The 21,639-nt window shown below is 66.7% G+C and carries 21 protein-coding genes; 11 read left to right on the forward strand and 10 right to left on the reverse strand.

The window, feature by feature from the left end:
• Positions 1-78: 78 nt before the first annotated feature.
• The 3 genes from leuC to ACO07K_RS25965 form a co-directional block, all read right to left on the reverse strand.
• Positions 79-1,473 carry a 3-isopropylmalate dehydratase large subunit gene (gene leuC, locus ACO07K_RS25955; protein ID WP_422033061.1) on the reverse strand — a complete coding sequence of 465 codons (1,395 nt, stop codon included), beginning with the start codon at positions 1,471-1,473 and terminating at the stop codon, positions 79-81.
• A 44-nt stretch (positions 1,474-1,517) separates the two neighbouring features.
• Positions 1,518-2,735 carry a tetratricopeptide repeat protein gene (locus ACO07K_RS25960; protein WP_422033063.1) on the reverse strand — a complete coding sequence of 406 codons (1,218 nt, stop codon included), beginning with the start codon at positions 2,733-2,735 and terminating at the stop codon, positions 1,518-1,520.
• Between the two features lie 154 nt (positions 2,736-2,889).
• Complete coding sequence (locus tag ACO07K_RS25965; protein WP_422033065.1) at positions 2,890-3,093, reverse strand: DUF1127 domain-containing protein; 204 nt, start codon at positions 3,091-3,093, stop codon at positions 2,890-2,892.
• A 116-nt stretch (positions 3,094-3,209) separates the two neighbouring features.
• Between ACO07K_RS25965 and ACO07K_RS25970 the strand changes: the two genes are divergently transcribed.
• The 4 genes from ACO07K_RS25970 to ACO07K_RS25985 all read left to right on the forward strand — a co-directional run bounded on the left by ACO07K_RS25970 (position 3,210) and on the right by ACO07K_RS25985 (position 7,865).
• A complete protein-coding gene (locus ACO07K_RS25970) occupies positions 3,210-4,112 on the forward strand; it encodes a transcriptional regulator GcvA (protein ID WP_422033067.1) in 903 nt (300 codons plus the stop codon).
• Between the two features lie 2 nt (positions 4,113-4,114).
• Positions 4,115-5,170 (forward strand): LLM class flavin-dependent oxidoreductase, encoded by a 1,056-nt coding sequence (locus ACO07K_RS25975; protein ID WP_422033069.1) that lies wholly within the window; start codon positions 4,115-4,117, stop codon positions 5,168-5,170.
• 93 nt (positions 5,171-5,263) lie between these two features.
• Complete coding sequence (locus ACO07K_RS25980) at positions 5,264-5,887, forward strand: MSMEG_1061 family FMN-dependent PPOX-type flavoprotein (RefSeq protein ID WP_422033071.1); 624 nt, start codon at positions 5,264-5,266, stop codon at positions 5,885-5,887.
• 22 nt (positions 5,888-5,909) lie between these two features.
• Positions 5,910-7,865: an adenylate/guanylate cyclase domain-containing protein gene (locus ACO07K_RS25985; RefSeq protein WP_422033073.1), complete on the forward strand. Its 1,956-nt coding sequence runs from the start codon at positions 5,910-5,912 to the stop codon at positions 7,863-7,865.
• Here ACO07K_RS25985 and ACO07K_RS25990 read toward each other — a convergent pair.
• The 3 genes from ACO07K_RS25990 to ACO07K_RS26000 form a co-directional block, all read right to left on the reverse strand.
• Positions 7,854-8,894 (reverse strand): fatty acid desaturase, encoded by a 1,041-nt coding sequence (locus tag ACO07K_RS25990; RefSeq protein WP_422033075.1) that lies wholly within the window; start codon positions 8,892-8,894, stop codon positions 7,854-7,856. The genes ACO07K_RS25985 and ACO07K_RS25990 overlap by 12 nt on opposite strands.
• Positions 8,895-9,010: 116 nt before the next feature.
• Entirely contained in the window at positions 9,011-9,832 is an 822-nt protein-coding gene (locus tag ACO07K_RS25995; RefSeq protein WP_422033077.1) for an NYN domain-containing protein, read from the reverse strand.
• A 17-nt stretch (positions 9,833-9,849) separates the two neighbouring features.
• Positions 9,850-10,518 (reverse strand): aspartate/glutamate racemase family protein, encoded by a 669-nt coding sequence (locus ACO07K_RS26000; RefSeq protein WP_422033079.1) that lies wholly within the window; start codon positions 10,516-10,518, stop codon positions 9,850-9,852.
• Between the two features lie 106 nt (positions 10,519-10,624).
• Here ACO07K_RS26000 and ACO07K_RS26005 point away from each other — a divergent pair, with 106 nt between their 5' ends.
• Entirely contained in the window at positions 10,625-11,152 is a 528-nt protein-coding gene (locus ACO07K_RS26005; protein WP_422033081.1) for a hypothetical protein, read from the forward strand.
• Here ACO07K_RS26005 and ACO07K_RS26010 read toward each other — a convergent pair.
• The 4 genes from ACO07K_RS26010 to ACO07K_RS26025 form a co-directional block, all read right to left on the reverse strand.
• Positions 11,136-12,341, reverse strand: a complete 1,206-nt coding sequence (locus tag ACO07K_RS26010) for a CaiB/BaiF CoA transferase family protein (protein WP_422033083.1) — start codon at positions 12,339-12,341, stop codon at positions 11,136-11,138. The genes ACO07K_RS26005 and ACO07K_RS26010 overlap by 17 nt on opposite strands.
• Positions 12,342-12,439: 98 nt before the next feature.
• Positions 12,440-13,126 carry a DUF2848 domain-containing protein gene (locus ACO07K_RS26015; RefSeq protein WP_422033085.1) on the reverse strand — a complete coding sequence of 229 codons (687 nt, stop codon included), beginning with the start codon at positions 13,124-13,126 and terminating at the stop codon, positions 12,440-12,442.
• A gap of 2 nt (positions 13,127-13,128) precedes the next feature.
• Positions 13,129-13,932 (reverse strand): putative hydro-lyase, encoded by an 804-nt coding sequence (locus ACO07K_RS26020; protein WP_422033087.1) that lies wholly within the window; start codon positions 13,930-13,932, stop codon positions 13,129-13,131.
• A gap of 47 nt (positions 13,933-13,979) precedes the next feature.
• Positions 13,980-14,732 carry an SDR family NAD(P)-dependent oxidoreductase gene (locus tag ACO07K_RS26025; protein WP_422033089.1) on the reverse strand — a complete coding sequence of 251 codons (753 nt, stop codon included), beginning with the start codon at positions 14,730-14,732 and terminating at the stop codon, positions 13,980-13,982.
• Positions 14,733-14,985: 253 nt separating this feature from the next.
• Between ACO07K_RS26025 and ACO07K_RS26030 the strand changes: the two genes are divergently transcribed.
• The 6 genes from ACO07K_RS26030 to ntrB all read left to right on the forward strand — a co-directional run bounded on the left by ACO07K_RS26030 (position 14,986) and on the right by ntrB (position 21,634).
• Positions 14,986-15,156 (forward strand): hypothetical protein, encoded by a 171-nt coding sequence (locus tag ACO07K_RS26030; protein ID WP_298309673.1) that lies wholly within the window; start codon positions 14,986-14,988, stop codon positions 15,154-15,156.
• Between the two features lie 66 nt (positions 15,157-15,222).
• On the forward strand, positions 15,223-17,145 hold the full coding sequence (locus ACO07K_RS26035) for a protein kinase domain-containing protein (protein WP_422033091.1): 1,923 nt from the start codon (positions 15,223-15,225) through the stop codon (positions 17,143-17,145).
• 56 nt (positions 17,146-17,201) lie between these two features.
• Entirely contained in the window at positions 17,202-17,789 is a 588-nt protein-coding gene (locus tag ACO07K_RS26040; protein WP_422009585.1) for an ANTAR domain-containing response regulator, read from the forward strand.
• Between the two features lie 416 nt (positions 17,790-18,205).
• The gene (locus tag ACO07K_RS26045) at positions 18,206-19,429 is read left to right on the forward strand and encodes a CmpA/NrtA family ABC transporter substrate-binding protein (RefSeq protein WP_422033093.1); all 1,224 of its coding nucleotides are present in this window, start codon (positions 18,206-18,208) and stop codon (positions 19,427-19,429) included.
• On the forward strand, positions 19,419-20,732 hold the full coding sequence (locus ACO07K_RS26050; protein ID WP_422033095.1) for a CmpA/NrtA family ABC transporter substrate-binding protein: 1,314 nt from the start codon (positions 19,419-19,421) through the stop codon (positions 20,730-20,732). The genes ACO07K_RS26045 and ACO07K_RS26050 overlap by 11 nt, the downstream gene beginning before the upstream one ends.
• Positions 20,732-21,634, forward strand: coding sequence for a nitrate ABC transporter permease (gene ntrB, locus ACO07K_RS26055; protein WP_422036709.1), 903 nt, complete (start codon positions 20,732-20,734; stop codon positions 21,632-21,634). Before ACO07K_RS26050 ends, ntrB begins: the two co-directional genes overlap by 1 nt.
• Positions 21,635-21,639 lie beyond the last annotated feature (5 nt).

Raw genomic sequence — 21,639 nt, forward strand, 5'->3', positions numbered from 1 at the left:
GTTCCCACCCCAGCGCGGAGGTTACTCCGCGCGACGAGACGCGGTCCTGCGGACCGCTCCTCAGGGTGAGGCCTTTCGTTAGATCTTCCTGACGTCGGCGATGGCGCCCTTGATGGCGGCGGCTGCGGCCATGGCGGGGCTGGCGAGATGGGTGCGGGCGCCGGGCCCCTGACGGCCGACGAAGTTGCGGTTGGAGGTCGAGACGCTGCGCTTGCCGGGCGGCACCCGCTCGCCGTTGGAGGCGAGGCACATCGAACAGCCGGGCTCGCGCCATTCGAAGCCGGCGTCGAGGAACACGCGGTGGAGTCCCTCGGCCTCGGCTTCGGCCTTGATGCGCACCGAGCCCGGCACGACCCAGGCGGTCACATGGTCGGCCTTGTGCCGGCCCTTCACGATTTCCGCGGCGGCGCGCAGGTCGGAGATGCGGCTGTTGGTGCAGGAGCCGATGAACACCCAGTCGACCTTGGTGCCCTCGATCGGCTTGCCGGGCTCGAGGCCCTGATACTGGAGCGCGGCTTCCCAGGCGCCGCGCTTCTCCTCCGGACCGCTGCGCGGGTCGGGAATGGCGCGATCGACGGCAATGACATGTTCGGGGCTGGTGCCCCAGGTGATCTGCGGCGCGACGTTCTTCATGTCGATCGTGTGCTCGCGATCGAACTCGGCGTCGGGATCGGTCGGCAGGGTGCGCCAGTGCGCGACCGCGCGGTCCCACATCGCGCCGTTGGGCGCATAGTCGCGGCCGTTCAGGTATTCGTAGGTCGTATCGTCGGGCGCCACCATGCCGGTTCGCGCGCCCATCTCGATGGTGAGGTTGCACAGTGTGAGGCGGGCTTCGGCCGGCAAAGCGCGCACGCCCGAGCCGGCATATTCGACCGAGTAACCCGTGCCGGCGGCGGTACCGAGCTCGCCGATCAGGTGAAGGATCATGTCCTTGGCCGTGACGCCCGGCATCAGCTTGCCCTCGAAGCTGGCGCGCATTCGCTTGGGCTTGCGCTGCACCATCGTTTGCGTCGCGATCACATGCACCAGCTCCGATGAGCCGATACCGAAGGCCAGCGCACCGAGGCCGCCATGGGTGGAGGTGTGGCTGTCGCCGCACACCAGCGTCGTGCCGGGAAGCGTCAGCCCCTGTTCGGGACCCATCACGTGCACGATGCCCTGGCCGTCCTGGCCGAGGTCGAACAGCTTGATGCCGTAGGCGCTGGTCGTCTCGCGCATCGACTTGATGAGCGGCAGGCCCGGCGGATGGGTGTGCTCGGTGCGGCCGGGCTTGGTCGACATGGTGTGATCGGGCGTGCCGTAGATCAGCCGCGGCTGCACAGGCGGATAGCCTTTATCGATGGCTTCCTTCAGCGCCTTGCCGCCGGACATGTCATGGAGCAACAGGCGATCGATGTGCAGCAGCACGAAGCCGTTGCCGAGATCGGTGATGACGTGGCTGTCCCAGATCTTGTCGAACAGGGTCTTGCCCATGGGTTTGGCCTCTGGGTGTTGGGTGTTTCCGCCGGACGCGGATATCAGCACCCGGCGAGCCGCGCCGCCAGTCCTTCGCGATCGTCGTCGCGCAGCAGTTCCGCAGAGGCGTACCACGGCGATATTCCGAGGTTCGGACCCCAGAGCCAGTCTGCGATAGGGGGCACCAGGATCACCGTCGCGATTCCGAGCGAGGCCGCGGCATGCGCGGGCCAGGTGTCGTCGCCCACGACGAAACGACAGGTTGGGATCTCTTCTGGTCTGCGCACGAGATCGAAGCCAGCCGGAGGCTCGCCGGTGCTGAACCAGCCGATGCGGGACGCGGGTTTGGCGATGGGCCGTAGTTTCGCCGGCGGCGGCGGCGCGTCTCGCGTCCAGTTCAGCAGAAGCGGCAGGCTGCGCAGCGGGGCGGCGGCCACGAATCCGTCGAGCGGCTCGCCGCGGCGCACGGTCGGGCCGTCGAACCAGTCGGCCAGGGTCGCGCTGCATTGCACGACTGCTTCGACGGCGCGCGCCAGCATCAAGGTATCGCGCAGAGCGGCCTCGCTCTCGATGTCGGCCTGCTCGGGGTAGAGCAGCAGACGGCCGTCGAGCGGTTCACCCTGCCAGCGCGGCAGCTCGGGCGCATAGCCCTCCCCCGCAATCTCCAGTCGCGCTTCGTAATCGCCGAGACCGCGCCACCAGTCGCCCTGGCGCAGCATCAGCTCGCCGCGCCGCAGCCGGAGTCGGGGATCGTTCGGCTGGCTCACCAGCGCCGTTTCGAGATCGGCGAGGGCGCCGGCCCATTCGCCGCGCGCGGCCAGCAGCTCCGCCCGCGCGCTCAACGCCGCCAGCAGTCGATGGTCGATCGACAGAGCGAGATCGTAGGCGTGCTCGGCTTCCCCGGCGCGGCCCAGAGCTTCGAGGGTGCGGCCGGTATTGTGGGCGATGGCGGCGTCATCGGGCTTGAGCTTCGCGGCCCTGGCGAGTGCGGCCAACGCCTGCTCGTGCCGGCCGAGTTGGATCAGGCAGCCTGCGAGGTTGGTCTGAGCGGCGACGTCGCGCGGCAAGAACTGCGCGGCGCGCTCAAGCGGTTCGCGCGCCTCGTCGAAGCGGCCGAGCTTGAGCCGAACCTGGCCCAGCAGATGGAGCGCCTGGCCCATGTTGGGCCGCGCCTCGACGATGCGGGCGAACATCTTTTCGGCGGACGCGAAATCCCCCGCCGCCGCGCGCTGCAGGGCGTCACGGCCGAGGGTCTGGATCTGCTGGTCGTTGAGCGGCACGCGGCGGCTCTAGCAGAGCCGCGCCGGCTGGCAAAGAAGAACGGCAAAGAAAAAGCCGGCGGTCGCAAGGGAGGCAGGGAGCGACCGCCGGCCAGGCACCGGAGGGGGATGGTCCCGTGCAGGGTAGGAAACGGGACCTCTCCGGATTGGAATGTCAGCCGCGCCAGAAGGGCTTGTTGGCCTCGAACTGAACGTCGACCGGGCTGATGCCCAGATCGCGCATCGTCCGGTGGTCCAAGTTGACGAGCTCGCGACGCTGCCTGGCCCGCTCGCGCCACGTCGCCAGGATCTGGCCGAAGGCGGTGAAGGTGCCGGTGAACGGCGCCTGTGAGGAGGAGTGGATCGATATGTTGGCCATGGAACTGCTCTCGGAAGGGTTGAACTCTGTTGGGGCTGATGTGCGCTCCAGGGTCCCCCTTTACAAACGACCCTTTGTCCTGTTTTGATTAAAATACCTCATGTGAAGGATTGGCCATGAAACGATCCCTGCCGCCGCTCAACGGCTTGCGTGCCTTCGAAGCGGCGGCACGCCATATGAGCTTTACCGATGCGGCGGAGGAATTGAGCGTCACGCAGGCCGCGATCAGCCACCAGGTGCGTGGGCTGGAGCAGAGACTCGGATTAAAATTGTTCGTGCGGCGCAATCGCTCGCTGCTGCTGTCCGAAGCCGGTCAGGCCTATCTCCCCTCGGTGCGTGCGGCCTTCGACCAGCTGAACGAGGCGACGGAGAAACTGCTGCAGAAGGACAAGGGCGGCAACCTCACGGTGACCACGACCTCGTCCTTTGCCGTGAAGTGGCTGGTGCCGCGGCTGGGCGGTTTTCAGCGCTCGCATCCGGAGATCGACGTGCGCATCTCGACGGGCACGTCGTTGGTGGACTTCTCCCGCGAGGATGTCGACATCGGTATCCGCTACGGCCGCGGCCAGTGGCCGAACCTGATGGCCGAGCGGCTGGTCAGCGAGGACGTGATGCCGGTCTGTGCGCCGTCGCTGATGAAGGGACCGAACGGCCTCGGCAAGCCGGCCGACCTCAAACGGTTCACACTGCTCCATATCGGCAGCTTTCCCGACGACTGGCAGGTCTGGCTAACGGCGGCGGGGGTGAAAGGCGTCGACGCCTCGCGCGGCGTCTCGTTCGACTTCGCGCTGGCGGCCTACCAGGCCGCGATGGACGGGCTGGGCGTCGCGCTGGGCCGCAACCCGCTGGTCGAGCCCGATCTCAAGGCCGGCCGGTTGGTCGTCCCGTTCGAATTCAAGCGCTCTTCGGACTTCGCGTACTATCTGGTCTATCCCCCCGAGGCGATCCGGCGGCGCAAGATCAAGGCGTTCCGCGACTGGATCGTCTCCCTGTCCGAAGTGGTGCAGCAGGCGGCCTGATCATGCAATTCGGTTACTTTACGCTCTCCGACAATCGCTATCCGAACAATCCGCGCTCGGCCGAATCCTTCATCAAGGACATCTATGCCGAGGCGCTGTGGGCCGAGCAGGTCGGGCTGAACTCGGCGTGGATCGGCGAGCACCACTTCAACCTGCTGGGCGTCAACGCCTCACCGCTGGCGATGCTGGCGCAACTGGCGGGCGCCACGACCAAGCTGCGGCTGGCGCCGGCCGTGACCCTGCTGCCGGTGCACCATCCGCTGCATGTCGCCGAGGAATGGGCGACGCTCGATCTCCTGTCGGGCGGCCGGGTCGATTTCGCCGCCGGCCGCGGCTACGACCGCAAGGAATACGATCCGTTCCAGATGCCCTTCGACGAGTCGGCCGAGCTGTTCGCCGAGGGGCTGGAAATCGTGTGGCGCGCCTGGACCGAACCCGGCACGTGGTCCCACAAGGGCCGGTTCTACGAGTTCAACGACGTCGAGGTGCGCCCCAAGCCGGCGCAGAGCCCCCTCAGGCCCTACGTGGCCTGCTTTTCGCGGCCCTCGATGGAGCTGGCGGCGAAGAACGACTGGAACGTGATCTATGCGCCCTTCGCGGCAGCCATGGTCTACGGCTCGCTGGCCGACGCGGTGCGGGTCTATCGCGAGACCTGCGAGAGCGGGTTCAAGCGGCCGATGCGGCGGGCCATGTGCTCCTACTTCGTGCACATCGCCTCGACGCCGGAGGAGGAGCGCTACGGCAAGGAGGCCCTGGTCCGCTACTTCCAGGATGCGCTGATCGCGGCCTTCCCCTCGTCGTCGGGCGAGAAGGTGCCGCCGACCTACAAGTACTTCGTCGACATCGTGAACATCCTGCGCGACATGCGGCCGGAGAAGCTGACCGACAAGTCGATCCTGTGCGGCAGCCCACAGCACATCGTCGACACCTTGAAGCAGGTCGAGGCCGCCGGCGTCGCCGAGGTCATTCTCTATTTCAACTACGGCCAGAAACCGCACGCGATGGTGAAAGAGCAGATGCAGCGCTTCATGCTGGAAGTGGCGCCGCACTTCGTCTGACGAGCCGGGAGAGCCCCCAACGCCGGCGAGGTTGCAAGTCGTTCGCAAGTGGCGGATGTTTCCTGCTCAACGCGTTTCCGAAGGAGTTGTTTCATGGCTCGCATCAGCACGAAAGAAGAGCTGCGGCGCATCATTGCCGAGCCGCGGCCGGCCACACGGGTGAAGATTCTGGACGCGCTGGACGAGCAATCGATCGAATTCCTGAAGCGCTGCCCGTTCGCCCTCGTCGGCACGACGTCGGCGGACGGCACCGTCGAAGTCTCGCCCAAGGGCGACGAACCGGGCTTCATCCGGATCGAGGATGCGAAGACGCTGCTGATCCCTGAGCGGGTCGGCAACAATCTGGCCTTCGGCCTCAACAACATCCTCGACACCGGCCAGATCGGCATCATCGCGCTGGTCCCCGCGACCGGCGAGACGCTGCGCATTTCCGGCACCGCGGAGATCCACGACGACGCCGAACTCGTGGCATCGCTCAGCTCGCTGGGCAAGCCGGCGCTGCTGGCGACCCGCGTCCGCATCAAGCATTGCTACTTCCACTGCGCCCGCTCGATCGTGCGCGCCAAGCTCTGGGACCCGAAGGCGTGGCCGGCACCCGGCCGCATCTCGTTCGGCAAGATCATCGCGCCCCGCATCGGCGAGAGCGAAGCCGTCGCGGCCCAGATCGACGCCAACGTCGAGGGCGCGTACACGACGCGGCTGTGGCAGAACACCTGACCGGCTGAAGGACCGCCCTTCGATGAAGCGAAAGGTCGGTCTTTTTCTGCTCACCGTCCTGGTGGCCGTGAGCCTGGGCGCGACGATCGTGGCGTCGCTCGCCATGTACCGGCTGGTGTCGCGGCTGCAGGACGAGGAGCTGCGCCGCATCGAGGCCAGCCTCAGCGAACGGTTCGACGTCTTCGAAACGATGCTGCGCACCGAGAACGAGCGCAACACGGCGCTCATGGCCAAGGTCCTGCCGCAGATCGAGGCGGAGGTCGAGCGTATGGGCCGCCCTCCGGCTGCCCTGACGGTCGACGAACTGAACGCGCTCGCGGCCCGGTACGGCGTTGCGCACCTCTACTTCATCGATCGCGACCACAAGATCTTCAACACCAACCTCTCCTACGACAGGGGCCTGGTCTTTCCCAAAGGGCCCTTCTCGGAGTTCCTCGATTCGGTGTTCGACAAGGGCAGGGCGATGAGCGACGGGATCGACCTGTCGTCGGTCACCGGCACGCTGCGCACCTACACCTATTACGGTCCGCCCGGTAAGGACTACCTGATCGAAGTCTCGTCCGAGGTTCGCACCACGCTGAAGCACGGCGACTTCGGCTGGATGAGCCAGTACTTCTTCGAGGACTACTTTTCCGACGCGGTCAAATCGAACGCCTATGTGACCGATGTCGACATGTACCTGATCAATGCCTCGGGAACCTGGTCGTTGATCCGGCCCGGCGAGAAGCTCGCTCCCGCCCTGGCGGCCGAGATCCTGAAAGAGGGTCGCGTGCAGGTGCCCGACGCTTCCGGCCATCGCGTGACGACCTACAGTCGCTACAACAGGGCGGACACGATCAAGGACGAAAGGCCGATGATTATCGTGCGCAAGGTCACCTACGACCTGGCCCTCGCGCGGCAGGCCGTGGTGCATGTGTTCGTGAGCTCGATGGTCATGCTCGCGGTGACCTTGCCGCTGATCTATTGGCTGGCCTCGCGGCTGCTGCAGCGGCGGATCATCGATCCTATCCTGAACCTCCGAGGCGAGGCGGGCGCCATCGCGGACGGCGACCTCGACCATGCGATCGCCAATACCGACCGCGGCGACGAGATCGGGCATCTCGCCCGCAGCTTCGCCTCGATGCGCGATTCGGTGCGGGCGAGGATCGACGATCTGCGGGAAACCAACCTGGCGATCGAGCGCTTCGTGCCGCGCGCCTTCCTGGCCAAGATCGGCAAGCCGAACATCGTGTCGGTCGCGCTGGGCGACAACAAGCGCGAGCACATGACCATCATGTTCTCCGACATCCGCAACTTTACGGCGCTGTCGGAAACGATGACACCGGACGAGAACTTCTCGTTCATCAACGCCTATCTCGAGCATGTGGGGCCGGTGATCCGCGACCATGGCGGCTTCATCGACAAGTATATCGGCGACGCCATCATGGCGCTGTTCGAGAACGCCGACGACGGCGTGCGGGCCGGTCTCGCGATGCTGGACGCGCTGGACTCGTTCAATGCCGCCCGCGCGGCGCAGGGGCTGGCGCCGGTGGCCATCGGGACAGGACTCAACACCGGCTCGCTGATGATGGGCACCATCGGCGAGCTGCATCGCATGGACGGCACCGTGATCTCCGATGCCGTCAACCTTGCCTCCCGGATCGAAAGTCTCACCAAGGTCTATCGGGTCCAGATGCTGATCTCGCAGGACACCTACGATCGACTGGGGGATCCCGGCGCCTATGCGATCCGTCCCCTGGACATCGTGGTGGTCAGGGGCAAGACGCGGCCGGTGGTGCTGTTCGAGGTGTTCGACCGCGATCCGCTACCGGCGCGCGAGGCCAAGCTCAGAACGCGCGAGCCGTTGCTGCGCGGGGTCGCGGCGTTGCTCCGACATGATATTGCGGCGGCCCGCACCCACTTCGAGGAATGCCTTGCGGTGGCTCCGGCCGATCCCGCGGCCCGCAACCTGCTGAAGAGCTGCGCGTCAGCGAGCTGAGGCGCGCGCCTCGCGGAACGACACTAGGCGGCGCTGCGTCTCGTCCCACAGGACCAGGCGCACACACCGGAAACTCTGAAGCAGGGTCAGGCGTCCGACGTCCCGCAGCTCGGGATGGTCGCGCAGCACGTGTGGCAGCCGGTAGTAGGGGATGCGGCTGCTGAGATGATGGACGTGATGGATGCCGATGTTCGCGGTGAACCAGCGCAGGAAGGCCGGCAGATCATAGTGCGAGCTGCCGTGCAGGGCGGCCTCGTGCAGGTTCCAGTCGGGATCGTTGTCCCACTTCGTGTGCTCGAACTGATGCTGGACGAAGAACAGCCAGACGCCGACCGAAGCGGAGAGCAGCAGCACCGGAAGGTGGATCAACAGGAAGGCCTTGATGCCGACCAGCCAGATGAGCAGTCCGGCGACCAGAACGATCGCCAGGTTGTTCGTCATCGTACTGACCCATGGGCGCCAGCCATCGCGCATCAAGCCGATCGGAAGGCGATGCTGGACGATGAACAGATAGGCCGGTCCGAGACCGAACATGACCAGCGGATGACGATAGAGACGATAGCGCAGCCGGCCCCACATCGAGCGGGCGCGGTATTCCTCGACCGTCAGCGTGTCGACGTCGCCGAGGCCACGCTTGTCGAGATTGCCCGTGCTCGCATGATGGGTCGCATGCGTACGGCGCCAGACGTCGTAAGGTGTGAGCGTGAGGACGCTGGCGATGCGCCCGATCCAGTCGTTCGCCGAGCGCTGGCGGAAGAAGGCGCCATGCCCGCAATCGTGCTGGATCGCGAACAGCCGAACCATGAAGGCACCCGCCGCGAAGGCCAGCGGCAGCGCCAGCCAGTAGCCGATGTCGAGCGTCGCCCAGGCCAGCGCCCACAACGCGACCAGCGGCACCACCGTGACGGCGATCTCGAAGATGCTGCGGCTGTTGCTGGGCTGTCGATAGCTTGCAAGGATCTGGGCCCAGGCGCGGGCGGCTTTCGCCACCTGCGCGCGCGGGCCGGCAGCTTCCGGAAGGGTGCTCAAACGAGTGAATTTCCTTGAGAAGGAGGAGCGGGCGTCGGCAACCGCAAATCGGGCTTAGGGGGCGGCCTGGACAAAAGCAACGAGCGAAGTGGCCCAGCGCTGCGACTCTTCGGCGACTATGTCGATTGCGACCGCGGCGCGGCGGAAGTGGCTCCCCTGCCTCGTCCCCGGCCCCGGCCGCGACCGCGGGCGGGCGCGCCTTCCGCAACGGGCTGGGGCGGCTTGGCCCGAATCCGCACGGTCCGTCCGTCCGGCTGTTCCATGTCGAAGGCGCCGGTCTTGCGGATCAGGTCGCTGAGCTTGCGGAAGCCGTAGGTGCGCGGATCGAAGTCCGACGCGATGTTGGCAAGGCGCTGGCCGACCGCGCCGAGGCTCACCCAGCCGTCCTCCGTTTCCATCTGCGCAATAGCCTTGGTCAGGAAGGGGATGGCGGCGCTGGCTGGCTGCAGGGAATTCGCGGTCGCACCCTCGCCGGCTGTGGTCACCGCGGCCTCGGGCAGGAGGTTCTCGGTGTAGATGAACCGGCGGCAGGCCTGTCGGAAGCTCTCGGGCGTCTTCTGCGCGCCGAAGCCATAGACGTCGGCCCCCTCCTCGCGCAGACGGGATGCAAGTCTTGTGAAGTCGCTGTCGGATGAGACGAGGCAGAAGCCGTCGAACCGCCGGCTGTGCAGCAGGTCCATGGCATCGATCACGAGCGCGATGTCGGAAGCGTTCTTGCCCGACGTGTAGGCGAACTGCTGATAGGGATCGATCGCGTATTTCTGCAGGATCTCGGCCCAGGACTTGAGGCGCGTGCTGGAGAAGTCGCCGTAGATGCGGCGAACGCTGGCCTCGCCGAACTTGGCGATCTCCTCGAACAGGCCGGCGGCGATGCGCGGCGAGGTGTTGTCGGCGTCGATCAGGACGGCGAAGCGGCGGGGGCGGGTATCTTCGGCCATGTGGATGCTCCGGGCCGTCAGGCGGCCGATGTGGCGTGGATCGCGTCGACATGGATGTCGGCGCAGTCGATGACGGGAAAGCCGGGATCGTGGCCGGCGAAAGCGAGGAAGAGGTCGGTGCCGCCCAGCATGATCGCCTCGGCGCCCCGTGCGCAGAGTTCGCGGCCGGCCTCGAAGAAGACCTGGCGCTGGGCCTCGGTCACGTGTCCGATCGTCGCCATCGCGACGTAGGTGTCGTGGACCAGATCGAGCGCGGCGCCTTCCGTCGGGACGACCTGCACCGAGGGAATGCCGCCATAGAGCTTCGATTCCATCACGGTGCGGGTGCCCAGGATGCCGATCTTCCGGAACTTCCCTGCGGCCAGCGCCGCGTCGACCGCGGGGATGGCGTTGAGCACCGGCAGCGGCGAGATCGCCATGAGCTCGTTCACGCAGAAATGGCCGCCCATCGAGGTTATGGCGACGGCCTGCGCGCCGGCCGCCTTCAGCCGCTGCGCCAACCCTGCGAAGATCTCGGCCTGCTTGTTCGGATTCTTGCCGACCAGGTTGCGGCTCATCTCCCGCACGTCTGCATGCGCCATGGTGAGGTCGAGCGGAAGGCCGCCGGCAACGTGCCGGTCGATCAGGCCCCGATAGTAGAAATCGGTGGCGGCCGGTCCGATGCCGGCAATGAGTCCGATATGCATGAGCGACTGTCCCCGATCCGCCGCCACGCGGCAACAGCGGCGGTGGGTGGGGGTGTGGCGAAAAGCGTTCCTGCGGGACGGCGCCGGCCGACGCTAGAGTTTGTCCATGCGACGGGTGGCGGTGTTCGGAACGACGGGATCAGGCAAGAGCTGGCTGGCCGAGCGCCTCGCCGAGCGCGCCGGCCTGCGCCTTGTCGAGCTCGATGCGCTGTTCTGGGGGCGTGACTGGCAGCCGGCGCCGGTCGATCTGTTCCGTCATCGCGTCGAGCGCGAGACCGCCGACGACGGTTGGATCGTCGTCGGCAATTACGGCCAGGTGAGGGATCTCGTGTGGCGTCCGGCCGACACGCTGGTCTGGCTCGACCTGCCCTTACCCGTCGTGATGTCGCGCCTGCTGCGGCGCACGGTGAAGCGCGCCGTCACGCGCGAGGAATTGTGGGGCACCGGCAATCGCGAGACCCTGTCCAACGCCTTCCTCAGCCGGAACTCGATCCTGCTCTATGCGCTGAAGACGCATCGCCTCAATCGCGAGCGCTTCGCCAAGGAGTGCGAAGCGCTGGCCGGCGAGAAGCGGATCGTGCGGCTGTGCAGCCGCCGCGACATCGAACGCTTCGTGCTCAGTCCGCTGCCTTGACGGCCGGCGCGGGGGACCGCACGCCACCGCGTGCCAGGATCGCGTCGATCTCGGCGGCGCCGTAGCCCAGCTCGCTCAGGATGGCCGGGCCGTCCTCGCCGACATGCGGCGCGTGCTGCTGCGGCGCATGCTGCGACGCCGGCGGCAGGCCCGCGATGTTGGCGACCGGCATGCGGCCGAACCCGTCCTGCTCGATCCAGTCGATGGCACCCGATTCCTTGACGTGCGGATGGTCGAGATAGTCGGAGTAATTGTTCACCCGCTCGCAGAACACGTCCTTGGGCTGCAGGATCGCGATCCACTCCTCGGTGGTCTTGGTCGGCATCGTCTCGTTCAGCGCCTTGATGATCTTGGCCGCGTTCTTGATGCGGCTCTCGTGGCTCTGCAGATCCGGATCGTCGGCGATGTCCTGGCGGCCGATCAGCTCGAACAGCAGCCGGAAATGGTGCGGCCGCATGGCGCTCACCATGATGTAGCCGTTCGATGTCTTGTAGCTGCCGGCCGGCATGTAGAGCACCGGCGGCGCGCCCTTGGAGAACACCCACTCCATCAGCTTGGCGCCCTGGAAGGCGGCCGCGGCGCGCATCAGGCTCGAATCGATGAAGCAACCTTCATTGTAGCGGAACTGGCGCATCAGCGCCGTCGCCAGCGCCTGGAAGGTGTAGAGGCCGGTCGTCACGTCGACGGCGATCATGCCCTGCCGCCACGGCGTGCCGTCCGGCATCTTGTTCATCACCATCATGCCGCTGAACGCCTGGATCAGGCCGTCGACCGTCGGACGCTTGCTGTAGGGGCCGGTCTGGCCGAAGCCCGACACCGAGCAATAGATGACGTTCGGGTTGATCTTCTTGATATCCTCGTAGCCGAAGCCCAGCCGCGAGATGACGCCGGGGCGGAAGCTTTCCATCACGACATGCGCCTTGGCGGCGATCTTCTTCACGACCTCGACGCCGTCGGCGGACTTGAGATCCAGCGCGATCGACCGCTTGCCGCGGTTGAAGGCGACCGAATGGGCGCAGTGATCGCCCTTCAGCTCGCCCAGCGCGCGACCCCAGTCGCCTTCCGGCGGCTCGATCTTGATGACGTCGGCGCCGTGCAGCGCGAGCAGCATGGACGCGTGCGGCCCTGCGATGCCCTGCGTGAAGTCGAGAACGGTAATGCCGTCGTAGGCGCCCTTGATCGTGGTCACTTGTTCCTCCCGAAGGCGCTGAACGTACGTTTAGCGGCGCGGTTCACGCAAGGCCCGACCTGCAGCCGAGCCATGCGTCTTCGCGAAGCAGACCGCCTTCAGGCGATGATCGGCAGCGTTTCGATGTCGTAGGCGTGGCTGATCTTGCGGCCGAGCACGGGATCCTCGAGTTCCATCTCGAAGCGCGACGAGGAGCGGATACCCCCGAGGGCGGGCATGGTGCCGCAGAACATCACGGTGCCCATCGGCAGCCGCTTGTTGTCCTTCCACGCGAAGATCAACTCGCGCGGATCGCGAATCTTGGACAGCGGCCCTTCCTGGTACAGGACTTTCTTGCCGCCTTCCTGCACGAAGCTGCGCAGGATCAGGCTGTCCCAGTGCGCCTCGACTTCCTCGAAGCGCCAGGCGGTGCGGCCGATCGGCTTGGCGCACATCTGCTTGGAGACGGCAATGCCGTAGCTCTCCACCTTGCGGTCGGTATGGTCGGCGCCGACCGTCACCCAGAGCCGGTCGGCGGCACCGATCAGCACCGGCTCGACCTCGCCCGAACTGTCCTCGCCCAGCACCTGGATGCGATCGGCCTGGGTCAGCATCTGCGCGGCGGCGCGGTAATAGATCGGCACCCGCGACGGCGGCTGCACGCCGATCGCCTTGAGTTCCTCGATGTGATGGTTGAGCGCCGTGACGTCGCGGCCGGTCCAGCCGGCGATCACGAGATCCTTGATGTCGACCGTGACCTGCTCGACCGCGCCCTTGGCGTGGCCCTCGAATTCCAGGTGCGCCATCGTCAGAGGACGGCCAAGCGGGAGTTGAGCAGGTCGGTGACGAGCATGTAGCCCGGCGCGTGGGTGATGCAGAATTCCGGCTTCACCGTCGCCACGACCGATTGCGGGGTGACGCCGCAGGCCCAGAAGACGGGCAGCTCGTCGTCGCGCACCGGCACGCCGTCGCCGTAGTCGGGCTTGGCGATGTCCTTGATGCCGATCATCTCGGGCTTGCCGAGATGCACGGGGGCGCCATGCACCGAGGGGAAGCGCGTCGTCACCTGCACCGCGCGGATCGCATCGGCAGGCTTGAACGGACGCATCGACACGACCATCGGGCCATGGAACGGGCCCGCCGGCGCGCATTCGATGTTGGTGCGGAACATCGGCACGTTGCTGTTGCAGGTCTGGTGACGGAGCTCGAGGCCGTTCTCGACCAGCGCCTCCTCGAAGGAGAAGGAGCAGCCCAGCACGAAGGAAACGAGGTCGTCACGCCACACACTCTTGAGGTCGGTGACTTCCTCGACCAGCTCACCGTTCTTCCAGATACGGTAGAGCGGGATGTCGGTCCGGATGTCGAGATCCTCGCCCAGGGTCGGCAGGCGCCAGTCGCCCGGCTCGGACTGGCCGAGCAGGGGGCAGGGCTTGGGGTTCAGCATGCAGAAACGGGCGAAGTCGGCAGCGAGCGCCTGGGGCAGGATCGCGAGGTTGCCCTGGACATAGCCCGGCGCCATGCCGGAAGTGGGCAGGCGGGCGGCCCCTGCACGGATGCGCCGCCGCGCGTCTCGGCCGGTCTCGCCCTTGAAGCTGGTGATCGTGCTGTCCATGACGGTCTCCTTATTACTTCCTTCCTATTCGAATGGGGGGAGGAAGTTCAGACGTGCTGGCCGCCGTTGATCTGGATCTCGGCGCCGGAAACGTAACTCGATCCCTTCTCGCAAAGGAAGTGAATCACGTCTGCCACTTCGTCGGGCGTGCCGAGCCGTCGCATCGGGATCTGCTCCTCGACGATCTTCTCCGTGCCGGGCGACAGGATGGCGGTGTCGATCTCGCCGGGCGCGATCGCATTGACGCGAATGCCGCGCGGTCCGAAATCGTGACTCATCTCGCGGGTGAGCGCCGCGAGGGCGGCCTTCGAGGTCGCATAGGCCGAGCCCGCGAACGGGTGGACGCGGCTGCCGGCGATCGACGTCACGTTCACGACACATCCCTGCGCCTTCGACAGCTCGTCGACCAGGCCGCGGGCCAGCGCCACGGGGGCGAAGAAGTTGACGTTGAAGACCTGCCGCCAGAGATCGAACGGCGTGTCCATCGCGCCGAGCCTCCCACCCCCCTTGCCCTTGGGCGAGATGGCGGCGTTGTTGACCAGCGCGTCGAGCCGGCCGCCGGCGAGGCGTGAGCGGATCTGCTCGATGCCGCGGCCGATATCGACGGGATCGGCGAGGTCGAGCTGCACATGATTCTCGCCGCCGCTCGGCCACGGGCAGAGCGCACTGAAGGGCTGGCGCGAGATCGTGATGACCCGCCAGCCATTGGCGCTGAATTTCTTGACGGTCGCATGGCCGATGCCTCGGCTTGCACCGGTCAGGACCAGGGTCCTGACATTGTCGCGTGGAGCTGTATTCATGGAACGATCCTAACCCGGCTGGCGCCGGAGTTCGCGGCCGATCTTGGACCCCGACTGTGACGCAAGTCCTACGCCATGCCTTGTGGGGTTCGCTTTTGTTCTTCACATCATCTATTAAACCTTTGGAATTCCATGGCTTTGTTGGATTTCTCGGGCGATTTGATTTATGATCCGTCTCAGGCTTGGTCCATTTTCAGGGCCGTTCGAGCCATCGCTATTTTGACGAAGTCGATTTTTTTTGGAGTTGTCCGACATGACGGACGAGCGACGGGCCTCGACGCCCACCCCCTATCTGCGCACGGGTCCTGCCACGATGCTGACGGCGATCGGCCTTTGCGTCCTTCTGATGATCATGCAGCTCATGCCCGAAATGCGCGACGCCGGCCCGCTCCGGTCTTTCGTCGCCTCGGACGCCAGCCGCTAGTCACGATTCAGCCGCTTGTGCGGCTGCCCCAGAGCGCGCATCTAGGGGGCGAGGTTGCGCGTGCCCATGACAGCAGAACACGATCAAGCTTTGCCGGTCGGCACGCGACTGGGCGATTATCGCCTCGACGCCCTGATCGGCCATGGCGGCTTCGGCATCACCTACCGGGCCTTCGACACCCAGCTCGCCAAGTTCGTCGCCATCAAGGAATACATGCCTGTCGAGTTCGCGACGCGCCGGGGCGATGGCCAGGTGGCGCCGCGCGGGTCGCGCTTCGCCGATGATTTCACCTGGGGCAGGGAGCGTTTTCTCGACGAGGCCCGGGCGCTGGCGCGTTTCCGTCACGTGCATATCGTGCCGGTGCTGCGCTATTTCGAAGCCAACGGCACCGCCTATACGGTCATGGAGTTCGAGGACGGCCACAGCGTGGCACAGCTCCTGCGCCAGCCCGGCCGCCGCCTGCAGCCCGACGAAATCCGCCGCCTGACCGAAGGCATGCTGAGCGGCCTCGGCGCCGTCCACGCCCAGGGCTTCCTGCATCGCGACATCAAGCCGTCGAACGTGATCGTCCGGCGCGACGGCGTGCCGATCCTGATCGACTTCGGCGCCGCGCGTCAGGCGATGGGCGGCCGCACGCGCACCCTGACCAGCATCCTGACGCCGCAATATGCGCCGATCGAGCAATACGCGATGGACGGCAAGCAGGGGCCGTGGACCGACATCTACGCGACGGCGGCGGTACTGCATCACACCATCACGGGTTCCCCGCCCCCCGAGGCTGTGAGCCGGGTGGGCACCGACCCGTACCGGCCGCTCGTGGCGACCCATGCCGACCGCTTCGATCCGTCGATGCTGTCGGCCATCGACCGCGGCCTGGCCTTCGCGCCGGAGCAGCGGCCGCAATCCATCGCCGAGTGGCGCACGCTGTTCGGTGGGGCGCTGCCGCGTATCGAGGATGCGCCGACGCAACGCATGACTGCCGAGCCCGTGCCGCCGCAGGTCGCGTCGGGCCCGCGGCTCGGTGGCGCCAGCCGGCCGCCGACCGAGGAGATCGATTCCGGGGCGCCGGTCGCGCGGCGCAAGGGCTTTGTGCGCCGGCGCCTGCCGATCGTGCTGCTGGTGCTGGCTGCCGCGGCGACCTGGAAGTACGCGCCGCAAATTCGCGAACGCTTCCTTGGCGCGCCGGCGGTGGAGACACAGACAAACCTGCCGTCGCCCGTCCCCATTGGCGGGCCGGCGGAACCGTCGCAGGCGGCGGCAACACCGTCGCCTGTCCCTCCAGTCCCGACGAACCCGGTGCCCGCCAGGCCGCCCGTCGCGGCGCCCGACACATCGGCCCAGAAGGCGCTGGCCGAGCAGGCGACGCGTGCGGCGACCGAGGCGAGGGCCGCATTCGAGCGCGCCGAGGAAGCGGCCCGCGCCGCGCGCGCCATGGCGGGCGAAGCGCGCATCGTGGCGGCCCGGGCTGCGCGTCCCGATCTCGAGAACGGCGAGCGTCTCAGCTACAGCGGGGGCGCGAGCTACGTCGGCCAGGTCGTCGACGGAAAGCGGCAGGGGCTTGGCGTCGCCGAACTGGGCAATGGCGAGCGCCAGGCCGGCGACTGGAGCGCAGACCTGATGACGGGTCTCGGCACGGTGCGGCTCGCCGACGACACGCGATACGCCGGACAGTGGAAGGACGGCAAGTCGACCGGGCTGGGCCTGCGCGAGAAGCCCGGCGTCGAACGGTCCGAAGGCAACTTCGTCGGCGGCCGTCTCGAGGGACCGGGCATCCGCCGCACGCTGGTCGATCCGAACGTCGTGCAGGGCGGCGAGTTTCACGGCGACGTCCTCGACGGACCGGGCGTCGAACGGATCGGCGAGCGCGAGCGTTACGAGGGTGGCTTTCGCGGCGGACAGCGCAACGGCTACGGCCAGGTCACCGATGCCGACGGCAAGTCGAGCCCGGGACGCTGGGTGGACGGAAAGCGCGTCGAATCGGCGCCGTAACATCGGTGGCACGGAAGTTGCGCCCCGCGGCTTGAAGAGAGTTGTAGCCGCCGCCCGTGTCTAAACCGCTGTCCGTCGTGCTGATCGATGACAATCCCGCCCGCGCCGAGATCGTGGAGTCGGGGCTGCGCGATGCCGGCTACGTTTTGCTGGCGCGACTGGACGGCACCTATGATCTGGCGACGCGCGTCAGCGTCCTGCAACCCGACGTCATCGTGATCAGCATCGACAATCCCGGCCGCGACGCGATCGAGGATCTGCGGCGCACGACCGAGCAGCAGCCGCGGCCGATCGCGCTCTTTGCCGACCGCTCCGATCCCGCGACGATCGCCGCCGGGATGGAGGCCGGCGTCTCGGCCTATGTCGTGAAGGGACTCACCCAGGATCGCGTGCAGCCGGTCGTCGATGTCGCGGTCGCGCACTTCAATCGCTATCACTCGATGCGCGAGGAGCTGGAGCGCGCGCGCCTGTCGCTGGTCGAGCGCAAGACCGTCGATCGTGCCAAGGGCCTGTTGATGGAGCAGAAGGGCATCGGCGAGGAAGCGGCCTACAAGCTGCTGCGCAAGCTCGCGATGGACCAGAACAAGCGCATCGGCGAAGTCGCGCAGGATCTCCTGACCTACGCCAAGGCGCTGAAATTCTGATCGATTTTGTCGTCCTGAGCGCAGCGAAGGACCTCACCGAACGATCATGATGGCCAGCAGTTACCGAGTCCGTGGCTTGCGGGAGATCCTTCGCTGCGCTCAGGATGACAGATTGCGGATGATGCCTGCCTATGCGGCGACCATGCCGTGTTTGTAAGCAGGCAGGGCAACCCAGGCCGCGAGACATGAAGATCGCGGCGCGCACTTTTCCCAGACAAATCAGTCGCTTGATCGGCGCTCGGGTTGCCGCGCGCGCTTGGCACGCTTCGTGCTGATCTACCGGTGAGGCGCCCAATGACGGGCGGCTCCTGAATTTTCGGGCAGGCCAATGGCGGTCTGCCCTCCCGGACAACGACGTCCCACACGGTCGCAATCATGCGGCCGTCTGGGGCGTTTTTTTTTTGGAGTCGAGCGTCGTGGGACAAGTCGAGCGACCGAAGGTGACGGTGGGGTTCATTCCCCTCATCGACTGCGCACCGCTGCTGTTCGCGGAGGTGCTGGGCCTCTACGAGCGCCACGGACTCGACGTGGAACTGCGCCGCGAAGTCTCGTGGTCGAACATACGCGACAAGCTTGCGGTCGGCCTGCTCGATGCCGCCCACATGCTCTCGCCCATGCCGCTCGCCACTACGCTCGGCATCGACAGCGTCAACGTCCCGATGATCGCGGCCATGACGCTGCATCTCAACGGCAACTCGATCACCCTGTCGAACGCGCTGTGGCGGGAGATCGAGGAAGCCGCGCCCGACTTCGTGGGCGAGAGCCTGCCGGCCGGCGCGCCGCTCGACGTGCGGGCGCTGGCTGCCGTCGTCGCGCGCCGCGCCCGCGAGGGCCGGCCGCCCGTCACGCTGGCGTCGGTCTTCACCTATTCCTCGCACAACCACCTGCTGCGGCTGTGGCTGGCGTCGGGCGGCATCGATCCGGATCGCGACGTGCGACTCACCGTCGTGCCGCCGCCGCACATGGTGGCCCATCTCTCGGGCGGCACGATCGACGGCTACTGCGTGGGCGAGCCGTGGAACCAGCAATCCGCCACTCTCGGCATCGGCCGCATCGCGGCGTCGAGCCGACAGATCTGGGATTCGATGCCGGAGAAGATGCTCGGTACCACCGAGGCCTGGGCGCAGCGCAACCCGAAGACCCTGATCGCGCTGGTGAAGGCCATCACCGAGGCCGGCGCCTGGCTCGACGAGCCGGCCAACCGGCCCGAGGCGGCGCGCATCCTGGCGACGCCGCGCTTCCTCAATGTGCCCGCCGACGTGATCGCGCGGTCGCTCGGCATGCCCGACTTCCACATCTTCCATCGCCAGCTCGCCAACTTCCCGTGGCGCAGCCATGCCGACTGGTACCTGTCGCAGATGGTGCGCTGGGGCCAGGTGGCGCCGCGTCCCGACATGCGCGCCGTCGCCGACCGGGTGTTCCGCAGCGACATCTACCGTGCCGCCGCCAGCGAGCTCGGCCTGCCGTGCCCGCTCAGCGACCGCAAGATCGAAGGCGCCCATCCGGATCCCTGGATCCTCCCGACCAACGGCGCGCCGGTCGCGATGGGACCGGACAGCTTCCTCGACGGGTCGGTGTTCGACCCCAGCAAAGAAACCTCAACGACATTCAAACAGCAGGAGAGCCTTCATGGAAAATAGCAACGCCCGCAAAGGCCTGGGCCGTCGCCGGATCCTCAAGAATGCCGGTGCCGTCACGGCGACGGCCGCCCTGATGAGCGCGGTGCGCGCCTCGTTCCCGGGCGGCGCCTTCGCGCAGGCCGCCGGGCCGGAGACCAACAAGGTCACCCTGGGCTTCATCGCGCTCACCGACTCCTCGCCGCTGATCGTGGCGAAGGAAAAGAAGCTGTTCGACAAGTACGGCATCACCGACGCCAACGTCGCCAAGCAGGCCTCGTGGGGCACCACGCGCGACAACATCGTGCTGGGCTCCGGGTCGGGTGGAATCGACGGCGCCCACATCCTAACGCCGAAGCCCTACCAGATTTCGCTGGGCCTCACGACGCCGGAGAACAAGCCGGTGCCGATGTACATCCTGTCCCGCCTCAACACGAACGGACAGGCGATCTCCGTCGCGAAGGAACTGATGCCGACCGGCGCAACCGTCAATGCGGAGCCGCTCAAGGCCGCCTTCGCCAAGATGAAGGCCGGCGGCAAGGAAGTGAAGTGCGCCATGACCTTCCGCGGCGGCACCCACGATCTGTGGATCCGCTACTGGCTGGCCGCCGGCGGCATCGATCCTGAGAAGGACGTCTCGACCATCGTCGTGCCGCCGCCGCAGATGGTTGCCAACATGAAGGTCGGCAGCATGGAAGCCTTCTGCGTCGGCGAACCGTGGAACGAACAGCTGGTCAACCAGGGCATCGGCTATTCCGCGTGCACCACCGGCGATCTCTGGAAGAACCATCCCGAAAAGAGCCTCGGCCTGCGCGCCGACTGGGTCGACAAGAATCCCAAGGCGGCGCTGGCCGTGTTGCAGGCGGTCCTCGAAGCCGCGCAATGGTGCGACAAGCTCGAGAACGCCAAGGAGCTGTCGGAGATCGTGGGCAAGCGCCAATGGTTCAACTGCCCGCCGGCCGACATCATCAACCGCATCGAAGGCAAGGTGAACTACGGCGACGGCCGCAAGATCGACAATCGCGACCTGTCGATGAAGTTCTGGCGCGACCACGCCTCCTATCCCTACCAGAGCCACGAGCTGTGGTTCCTCACCGAGAACCAGCGCTGGGGCATGATGGCCGCCGACCTCGACACCAAGGCGATCATCGGCAAGGTCAATCGCGAGGATCTGTGGCGGGAGGCGGCCAAGGCGATCGGTGTGGCGGCCAGCGACATGCCCGCCGGCACGTCGCGCGGCAAGGAAACCTTCTTCGACGGCAAGGTTTTCGATCCGGCCGATCCAAAGGCCTATCTCGCCGCCCTTCAGATCAAGAAGGTGGCGTGATGCAGGCAGCCGCCAAAGCCGCCGTGTCCGTGGCCACCGCCGTTCCCGTGCCGGAATCCTCCGCCGAGATCGTTGCCTTCCGGCCGCCCGTGCGGCCGGTCGTGGAGCGCGCGATGGAGCTCGCGCGTCATTTGGTGGCGGTCGTCCTGCCGCCCCTCATCGTGCTCTCGATCACGCTGTTCGTCTGGCAGCTCCTGTGCTCGGAGCCCGGCGCGCGCCTGCCGCCGCCGACCAAGGTGGTGTCGGACGCGTGGGACTTCATCGCCGACCCGTTCTACGACAATGGCGGCATCGACAAGGGCGCCTTCTGGCAGATCTCCAAGAGCCTGGGGCGCGTTGCCATCGGCTTCAGCCTCGCCGCCGTGGTCGGCATCGCGCTGGGTGTGCTGGTCGGCCAGAGCACCTGGGCGATGCGTGGCCTCGATCCGATCTTCCAGGTGCTGCGCACCGTGCCGCCGCTCGCCTGGCTGCCGCTGTCGCTGGCGGGCTTCCGCCATGCCGATCCCTCGGCCCTGTTCGTGATCTTCATCACCTCGATCTGGCCGATCATCATCAACACGTCGGTGGGCGTGCGGAACATCCCGCAGGACTATCGCAACGTCGCGGCGGTGATCCGTCTGTCCTGGTGGGAGGTGTTCTACAAGATCACGCTGCCTGCGACCGTGCCCTACATCTTCACCGGCCTGCGCATCGGCGTGGGGCTGAGCTGGCTCGCCATCGTGGCGGCCGAGATGCTGATCGGCGGCGTCGGCATCGGCTTCTTCATCTGGGACGCGTGGAACAGCTCGCGCATCTCCGACATCATCGTGGCCCTGGTCTATATCGGCATCGTCGGTTTCCTGCTCGACAAGCTGATCGCCACGGTCGGTCACTTCGTCTCGCACGGCGTCTCGGCGCAGTAGGAGCA

It is taken from the genome of Reyranella sp. (genome assembly GCF_965228225.1).
In the GTDB taxonomy this organism is placed as follows: Bacteria; Pseudomonadota; Alphaproteobacteria; order Reyranellales; family Reyranellaceae; genus Reyranella.

Excerpts from the sequence above, each read along its gene's own strand:
- ACO07K_RS26015 (WP_422033085.1), bottom strand. The coding sequence starts at position 13,126 with ATGGCGCACCTGGAATTCGAGGGCCACGCCAAGGGCGCGGTCGAGCAG.
- ACO07K_RS25985 (WP_422033073.1), top strand. The coding sequence starts at position 5,910 with ATGAAGCGAAAGGTCGGTCTTTTTCTGCTCACCGTCCTGGTGGCCGTG.
- ntrB (WP_422036709.1), top strand. The coding sequence starts at position 20,732 with ATGCAGGCAGCCGCCAAAGCCGCCGTGTCCGTGGCCACCGCCGTTCCC.
- ACO07K_RS25970 (WP_422033067.1), top strand. The coding sequence starts at position 3,210 with ATGAAACGATCCCTGCCGCCGCTCAACGGCTTGCGTGCCTTCGAAGCG.
- ACO07K_RS26000 (WP_422033079.1), bottom strand. The coding sequence starts at position 10,518 with ATGCATATCGGACTCATTGCCGGCATCGGACCGGCCGCCACCGATTTC.
- ACO07K_RS25975 (WP_422033069.1), top strand. The coding sequence starts at position 4,115 with ATGCAATTCGGTTACTTTACGCTCTCCGACAATCGCTATCCGAACAAT.
- ACO07K_RS25965 (WP_422033065.1), bottom strand. The coding sequence starts at position 3,093 with ATGGCCAACATATCGATCCACTCCTCCTCACAGGCGCCGTTCACCGGC.
- ACO07K_RS26025 (WP_422033089.1), bottom strand. The coding sequence starts at position 14,732 with ATGAATACAGCTCCACGCGACAATGTCAGGACCCTGGTCCTGACCGGT.
- ACO07K_RS25980 (WP_422033071.1), top strand. The coding sequence starts at position 5,264 with ATGGCTCGCATCAGCACGAAAGAAGAGCTGCGGCGCATCATTGCCGAG.
- ACO07K_RS26005 (WP_422033081.1), top strand. The coding sequence starts at position 10,625 with ATGCGACGGGTGGCGGTGTTCGGAACGACGGGATCAGGCAAGAGCTGG.
- ACO07K_RS26035 (WP_422033091.1), top strand. The coding sequence starts at position 15,223 with ATGACAGCAGAACACGATCAAGCTTTGCCGGTCGGCACGCGACTGGGC.
- ACO07K_RS25995 (WP_422033077.1), bottom strand. The coding sequence starts at position 9,832 with ATGGCCGAAGATACCCGCCCCCGCCGCTTCGCCGTCCTGATCGACGCC.
- leuC (WP_422033061.1), bottom strand. The coding sequence starts at position 1,473 with ATGGGCAAGACCCTGTTCGACAAGATCTGGGACAGCCACGTCATCACC.
- ACO07K_RS26050 (WP_422033095.1), top strand. The coding sequence starts at position 19,419 with ATGGAAAATAGCAACGCCCGCAAAGGCCTGGGCCGTCGCCGGATCCTC.
- ACO07K_RS26020 (WP_422033087.1), bottom strand. The coding sequence starts at position 13,932 with ATGGACAGCACGATCACCAGCTTCAAGGGCGAGACCGGCCGAGACGCG.
- ACO07K_RS26030 (WP_298309673.1), top strand. The coding sequence starts at position 14,986 with ATGACGGACGAGCGACGGGCCTCGACGCCCACCCCCTATCTGCGCACG.